General features: G+C 71.4%; 5 protein-coding genes. 2 read left to right on the top strand and 3 right to left on the bottom strand.

What is annotated here, in order from left to right; genetic code table 11:
- A partial coding sequence (locus tag GWK61_RS52805; RefSeq protein WP_194921838.1) for a glycoside hydrolase family 11 protein occupies positions 1–699 on the bottom strand: 699 nt, incomplete at its 3' end.
- Positions 700–1,093: 394 nt separating this feature from the next.
- Here GWK61_RS52805 and GWK61_RS52800 point away from each other — a divergent pair.
- Complete coding sequence (locus GWK61_RS52800; RefSeq protein WP_194921837.1) at positions 1,094–1,447, top strand: helix-turn-helix domain-containing protein; 354 nt, start codon at positions 1,094–1,096, stop codon at positions 1,445–1,447.
- Complete coding sequence (locus GWK61_RS52795) at positions 1,426–3,318, top strand: caspase family protein (RefSeq protein WP_194921836.1); 1,893 nt, start codon at positions 1,426–1,428, stop codon at positions 3,316–3,318. Before GWK61_RS52800 ends, GWK61_RS52795 begins: the two co-directional genes overlap by 22 nt.
- A gap of 207 nt (positions 3,319–3,525) precedes the next feature.
- Here GWK61_RS52795 and GWK61_RS52790 read toward each other — a convergent pair whose 3' ends face one another.
- Both GWK61_RS52790 and GWK61_RS52785 read right to left on the bottom strand, forming a co-directional pair.
- A complete protein-coding gene (locus GWK61_RS52790; protein ID WP_194921835.1) occupies positions 3,526–3,678 on the bottom strand; it encodes a hypothetical protein in 153 nt (50 codons plus the stop codon).
- Positions 3,679–3,756: 78 nt separating this feature from the next.
- Positions 3,757–4,845, bottom strand: a 1,089-nt coding sequence (locus tag GWK61_RS52785; protein ID WP_194921834.1) for a hypothetical protein, incomplete at its 5' end; no start/stop codon positions are given.

The following is a 4,845-nucleotide window of genomic DNA, read 5'->3' as shown; positions in this document are numbered from 1 at the left end:
GCTCACCGAGACGTTGGAGCTACCGCTACCGCCGCCCCAGGCTTCCGTGGCGAGGATCTGGTAGTTGAGCGTTCCCAGGTTCATCCCGTGGCCGGCCCACGCGTTGAAGAAGTTGGACACGGTGATGGTGCCGCTGGACACCGGCGACGTCCGGATCGCCAGGTACTGCTCGAAGGTGGCGGTGCCCTGGATCGAGGGCTGGTTCACTTGCTGGTGCTCGTAGATGTCGAACGTGCCACCGTCGCTGGTGACCTGTCCCATGTACGTGCCGGCCGTGGGCGGCGAACCGACGTAGTTCTCCATGACGTAGTACTCGACCAGCGGACCGGTCGACCAGCCATAAAGCGACACGAGCGAGGTACCCCCGGAGGCGTTCAGGCTGCCGGTGAACGACTTCGTGGACGTGTCGCCGGGGTTCCAGCCCACACCGGCGACGAAGTCGCCGATCCCGCTCCAACTGGAGCTGTAGCTGTTTCCCGAGTTCATGGTGATACAAGCCGACCCTTGGCCACTACTCCACATCTGGTAGTAGTAACCGCCGTTGTTGCCAGTCTGGTTAGAGCAGATACTCGTCGCCGCGGACGCCGGGCCGGACGGCATCACCGTGGCCAGGAACAAGGCGACGGCGGCGCCGATGAGCAGCCGAAGCCGGAGCCGGCGGCTCCGGCGGATTCCGGGGAGACGTGGGTTGCCGGGCATGCGAAATGCGCCTCCTAACTGTGATGGAGTCGCCGAGAGCCGGCGACCGGGATCAGGTCGCTGAGACCTATCGGCAGTGTTGAATCCCGGCGAACCGTCGTCAATGAGTTTCGGACATGTTTCGAAGAACTACAGCATGCCGTCGCCGATGATTGACCACGATATGGCTGCGCTACGGCGGGTCCAACAGGGGAAACGAGCGAACAGCCGCTGCGGTGATCGAGCTTCGGCTCGCCGCTTCTCACCGAAACTTTCGGCCTCCACGACGACCTCGGCGTCCGATGGATACGGCGAACGCGCGATCTCTCGTCTCCCGTCCGTCAGTACCCGCAGGCGTAGAGCGGCCCGTCGGGTCGGCGCCTCCACGACGATGGGGAAAGGATGCGGCGGCAGGGTGACCACCCTCGCGCGCGAGCGCGGCCACCTCGGCCCGGAGCGAGACCACGGCTGGCAGACACCCCCAGCCCCGCCAGCCGCGAGCTGGACGTCCCGAGCCTGGTCGCCGAAGGCCTCGTCAACCGCAGGATCGGCAAGGAGATTCTTCATCGCCGAGGGCACCGCGACCGTCCACATCCACCACATCCGCCACATCCTCGCCGAGCTCGGCGTCTCCACCCGGGCCGAGGCGATCTCGCTCGCCTGCCGCACCGGACTCGTCGAAGTCCTCGGTGACCGCCCGGACCGCCGGGCCCGGGCTTCGGCCCGCCGCGCTGAATTGGAGGGACCATGGTTGGAAGGGCACTGTTGATCGGCGTCAGTCTGGACGGACTCAGCGGCTGTGAGAACGACGTCGAGGCGATGGCCGCGGCGCTCGGCGTCCGCGGCTTCACCGTCGAGCGCTGCGTCGGGGCGGACGCCACCCGCGACGGGATCCTGGCCGCGTACGAGCGGTTGACATCCGACGTCGAGGCGTCCGAGCCGGCCGTCGTCTACTACAGCGGCCACGGTGGTCGCGCCACCGCGCCGGCCCCGGGCGCCGCCGACCCGCCCCTGTGGGACCTGCAGTTCATCGTGCCCTTCGACTTCCATGCCTCCCGGCTCGGCGACTACCGCGTGATCACCTCGGTGGAGCTGTCCGTCCTGCTGGCCGGGCTGACCGCCAAGACGGACAACGCGGTCGTGATCCTCGACTGCTGCCACGCGGCCCACATGTCCCGGCGGCCCGGGCTGGTCGCCAAGGCCGCGCACGGGCAGATCCCGTACGAGCATCTGCGGTCGTACATCGAAGGGCTGCGTAAGGACGGGAAGCTGCAGACGGACCTGAGGCGGCCCGGGGGCGACGCGGAGTCGGTGAGAATCGTGGCCTGCGCCCCCGACGAATCAGCCTACGAATATGACGGCGACGACGGCCGCCGGATGGGCGCCCTCACGGAGTCTTTGGTCCTGGCGCTGGCTGAGGCCGGCCAGGAGCCGGTCAGCTGGGCGTCCCTCATCGCCCGGGTGCGCCGCCGGGTCCGTGACATCTCCCCGGGCCAGCGTCCGGAGGCCGAGGGCCGGTTCGGCAGGCTCCTGTTCCAGACCGCCGAGGCCGACCTGGTCACCACGCTGCCCGTGTGCGACGCCGGTCCGGGACGGGCTCGTCTGGAGCTCGCTACCTTCCTCGGAACGGGTGTGAACGACACGTTCGTCGTCATGCCGGCCGACGCGGCGGAGGCCGACCCCGCCACCAAGATCGGCGACGTGCGGATCGACCGGGTCGGGCCGGTGGCGGCCGAGGGACCCCTGGTGCTCGCGCCGGGGCGGGACGCGCTGCCGATCGGTGCTCGTGCGCACCGCGAGACCGTGGCCGCGCCTGCCATCCCGGTCCTGCTCCCGGACGGCCCGCAGGCGAAGGACCTGGCGCGCGCGGTGGCCGCGGCGCCGCTGATCCGGCCGGCGGATCCGGGTGACCACTGGCAGGCGGCCGTTCGGATCGACGCGGCCGGGCGGCTGACCGTCGAGGACCGGATCGGACCGCTGCACGCCGCGCGGGCCGCCGACGCCGCGGGCGTGGGCCGCGTCGTGCGGGACTTGAACGCCCTGGCCCGCGCGGCCGCGCTGAGCAACCTGGCCGGCGACGACCATTGGGCCCTGCACGCCGCCGTCAAGTGGGAATGGGGTGTCGTCGAGGACGGCGAGCGCCACCCCCTGCCGCCTCGCGGCGCGGTCGTCCCCGTCGGCGCGATGCAGTACTTCAGCGTGCGCAACAGCGGCACGGGTGACGTCTACATCGCCCTGATCGACATCGGCGTCGCGGGCCGTGTCGCGGTCCTGACCGCGGTGTCGCCGTCGGGAGAGCGGCTCGCCGCCGGCCAGGAGTACGTGTTCGGCCTCGACGGCTTGGACGGCGTGCTCACCGGCGAACCGCTGACCTGGCCGGAAGGTGTGGACGCCACGCTGGTCCGGCCGGAGACCACGCTGCTCCTGGTGACCTCGGCCCCGCTCGACGTCAGTGTGCTGGAACAGGAGGGCGTCCGCGGCCGGATCGGCCACGTCAGCTCGCTGCAGCAGGTGATCGACCAGATCGGCTCCGGCCGCGACCGGGACGCCGGCCGGTCCCGGGGCCCGGTGGTGCGGTACGACCTGCACACCATCGATTTCGGTCTCGACCCGGGTGTCCCACGGGCACGCGAGCGCTGAACGCATTCTCGTCGGGCGGTCGGAGTGGACGTTCCCCGGAACCGTGGCAGATGAGTGCGGCGGAGCGATTTCGGAGGATACTGAGAGTGGACCTGTGTCAGGCGTAATCGGGAAGCGTCCTGGCTATGCGTCGCCGACTGACCGCAAGTGCACCGTAGGCACCGTCACCCTCTGAGAAGCAGCGAACGGCGAACCCACCTCATGACCTCACCGAAACCAGGCCGGCCAGCTGGCGACCGCGACGGCGCCGGCGCCGGCGACCGCGACCGCGACGCCGAGATCACCGCCCTGCTGCTCGCCGAGCTTCGGGCCGCGACGGCGGCGGCCCGAGCCCGCGGTGCCACAGACGAGCAGGTGCACCGGCTGATCGAGCAGCGCAGTGCGGCACTACGGCGGAGTCTTCCGGGGGTGGCGCCCGGCCCGGAGGACGACTCCGGGTCAGACGCCGTCACCGTCGGCCTCGGCTGGGTCGCCGCCGATGCCGTCTCCGACGCCGTCCCCGAGGATGCCGAGCACCGAGGCGACGATCCGCTCGACCTCCGCGGAATCGCGTAGCCGCGTCGAGACCGCGTCGCTGTGCGAAGGCGACTCGTGCGGCGCGTATTCGAGATCGAGGGCGCCGCTCCCGCTGTCCTCGCCGAACAAGGTGCCCACGACGTCGACGACGGCGTCCGTGGCGGCCTGGCCCGCGTCGATCCGGGCCCGGATCGACGTCAGCGCGTCCTTGGCGAGGGCGAGCAGCAGTCCGTCCTGGACCTCGTACGGCTCGGCCAGCGCCAGGGCGGCAGGCTCGGCGGACGGGCCCGGGCCGTCGGCGTCGCTGAAGGTCTCGGAGACCGTCGGTGTCTCTTTGCGGCCCAGCGGCCGTTCGACGTAGTCCGTGTACCAGCGCTCCCGCTGGCGCATCGCGGCCAGGACCAGATCTATCTCGCGGCGCAGCACCACCCGGTTGGCGCCGGCCCAGTCCCCGACGACCTCGCCGCGGCGCTGGGTCCACGCGTCCAGGGGCCACAGCTGGCTGCCCGCGGTGCCCGGCAAGCCGGCCCAGACCAGGATCTGCATGGCGAGGTCGACATACCAGGGATCCTCGCCCAGCGCGGCGGCCAGCCACTTCGGCACGCGCGGGCGCTGCAGGGCACCGCGGCTTCCCCGGGCCCGGCGGTGCGCGTTCACCGTCGCCGCGGTGAGGCGCGCCGCGATCCAGGCGTCGAGGTTGCGGATCGGCCGGTCGGCATGCTGGAGGGTGTCCTGGACGACGGCCTCGACGTCGTCGTGGAAGCGGTCCAGGCATTCGGGCGCGAGCTTGTGCACGGCCTGCGCGCAGCGCAGGTGGCCGTGGCGCAACTCGGCCCGCCGGGTGATCCGGGAGAAGACGATCGGCCAGGCCACCGCGTAGACCCCACCGCTGATCGCGGCCCGGGCAGAGGTGGTCAGCGCGGCCGACCGGGCCAGTGCGCCGTTGCGCGCCAGCTTCCGGACCCGCTCGGCGGCCGCCGTCGTGGCCGGCTCCGGGGGCGGGTACGGGGG

It is taken from the genome of Catenulispora rubra (assembly GCF_015356825.1).
Lineage (GTDB): Bacteria > Actinomycetota > Actinomycetes > Streptomycetales > Catenulisporaceae > Catenulispora > Catenulispora rubra.
This window is presented reverse-complemented; position numbering and strand designations above follow the sequence as displayed.